Raw genomic sequence first — 2603 nt, forward strand, 5'->3', positions numbered from 1 at the left:
TGTCGGTATGATCGAATCAATGACGTGGCGATCGGCTAGCTCACTCTTTTAAGATACAAGGGGCGGGTTTCACCAACCATAATTGCCTGAAACAAACAATCTTAAAAACCCGCCCCCACCAAACGAAAAATCATCATCTACATTTTAGCATTCGATGCAAATTTCAGGTTGATGTGGGTTATTGGTGGGGTGGGGGCGGGTTTATCTATATTGTTGGTCATCGTTATATATTGTTTGTAAAACCCGCCCCTACAAAATCATGATGGCACACCTAACTTAATATCCCGTCGCACAGAATGCCGCCCAATATTTCGGATCGCTGAAAGGCTGTTCTTCATTCGAGTTTGTTAACCACAATTCCGTACCTTGTTGCCATTTTTCATCTAAATTTAACAATTTTACCCAAACTCTAACATCCTCGTTACTAACACCGCGCATCCAGTTTTGCGCCGCATTCAAAGCGAGGGCTACTGAATCTGCCTCCGGCAATTCCTGATAAAATTTAATCATCAAAATTGCCGTGGCAAAATCATCGACAGCCCACAGAGTGCTGACAACATTCATGCTACCCGCATACAAGAAGCCGCTGGGTAAACCAATGTATTCATCCGTCATTGCGGTTGAGGTGGTTAACCCGGTTTCGCAGGCGGAAAGTGTGACGAGACTGCACTGCGGTAACTGCAAATCGGCAAAGATTTCTCGCAGGGTGAGGCATTTTTCTGGGATGGCTTTTCTGCCGCTGCGTAGGGTGACATAGCGCTGTTTTTCAGCGGGCTGATTTGACTCTGGGGGCGGGGGTTCGGGCGGGCACGGGGGCACCGCCCCTACGGATTTGGGGGGTAATGGTTCCAGGGAATCGGCTAAGACTAGGGATGACAGCAGCGGATAGTCAAAGTTGAATACGCCGTGACAGGAAAAGTGCAGGTAGCTGGTGTTTGAGAGGTTTTCTCGGTTGTCGTTGAGGGCGGTTTTTGTGGCTTGTTTTTTGAGTAAAATTTGATGCGGATTGAATCGGGTTTTGATGGTTTCTACTTCCATGTCGGCGTTGAATAAGTCTTCGGTGGGATTCTGGAGGGCGAATAGTTGTTGCTGATTTGGTGGGGGGGAGTTTCTGGTGGTGATGCGATTTTTTACGAGTTGCAGCAGTTGCAAGCTGGGGGCGTATTTCACGCCTGCGGGGAAGCAGTCTAACAAGTACCTCGTAGGGGCGGTGCCCCCGTGCCCGCCCTCTGAGGTGAATTGTAGGGCGTGAAGGGGGAATAGGTGCAGGTAGCGGTGGGGTACTAGGATTAGTTGTTTGCAGTTGGGGGGGATGTGGGCGATTATCTCGTTTAGTCGCAGGATTTCTGAGAGTGTTTCGAGTTTTTGGGATAGGGTTTTTTGCCAGGTTTGGTTGGTGTTTTTGTTGCGGTATTCGTCGAGATAGTTGTTTTTCCAGGTTTCTAATTCGGCTATTTCGGTTGTGGTATATGTGACTGGTTTTATGCTGTCGCGGGTGATGATGAAGGCGACACCACCCGTAGGGGCGGTGCCCCCGTGCCCGCCCTCTAGGGAGTTAGAATTGCCGATGTACCATTCTATGATTGCTGTTTCCGTGTCTAAGGTTTGTTGGAATTTGGTGATGTTGATGGGCTCGACTTTTTGAGTTAGGGTGAATTCTGGTTCTCGCTGTTTTATCTGTTCCAGCAGTTGTGTGAGTTGCTGTAATGTTGTTTCTAATTTGGCTTTTTGTTGTTGGAAAGATTCGGGGCTGAGACTGCGGGTTTGGGTTGTGCGTTGTGAGGGAGAGGGCGGGCACGGGGGCACCGCCCCTACAACGGGGGGAGAAAGAGGGGGAGGAGATGGGGTTTCTGTTTCTAGGAGTTGTTGGGAGGCGGCGATTTGGCGGCGCAGGTTTTGGAGTTGCTGTTTCTCGGTTTCGGTGGCTGTTTTGGGGTAGATTTCGCTGTTGGTGAAGAGTTCGACTAGGTAGCGGGATTTGCTGCGTTCGATTGTTTGCAGGGCTTTGTCATATTGTTGGTGATTGATGCAGGATTGCATCATTTTTTCGTAGACATCGAGATTTTCTTCGATGATTTCTCGTTTGCGGTTGTCGGATGTGATCCACTCGCGGCTTTGTTCGACTGCTTGGATGGCTTTTTCGTAGCCGAAGATGGCTGTTTCCCACAAATTTTCTGCAAATCCTAAATTGCCTAAACTTCTGCCTGTTTGCAGACAGTCAATTGGCAAAGCGGTGGGAGTGCAAACTTGTAAAGCTACTTTAAAAAGTTGGATCGCCTTTTCGATATTCTCACCCCGTTCTCCTTTGATTCTGTATAAGTAAGCATTTGCCAAATTATGTTGAGTCATCGCCCAATATTGGGGAAAAGCATCGCGGGTGCGAACTTTTAAAGCTGCTTCATAAAAGGCGATCGCCCTTTCTATATTCTCTCCCCTGTCTCCCTTAATTCTGTAATTGTAAGCATTTGCCAAATTATTTTGAGTCATCGCCCAATCTTGGGGAAAAGCATCGCGGGTGCGAACTTGTAAAGCTGCTTCATAAAAGGCGATCGCCCTTTCTATATTCTCTCCCCTGTCTCCCTTAATTCTGTAATTGTAAGCAT

General features: G+C 48.0%; 1 protein-coding gene. It reads right to left on the reverse strand.

The annotated features are described in order from the left end of the window. Positions 1-276 precede the first annotated feature (276 nt). On the reverse strand, positions 277-2603 hold a 2327-nt coding region (locus QUB14_RS18980), incomplete at its 5' end, for a CHAT domain-containing protein (protein ID WP_333297276.1).

The organism is Microcoleus sp. B3-D2 (assembly GCF_036705345.1).
In the GTDB taxonomy this organism is placed as follows: domain Bacteria; phylum Cyanobacteriota; class Cyanobacteriia; order Cyanobacteriales; family Microcoleaceae; genus Microcoleus.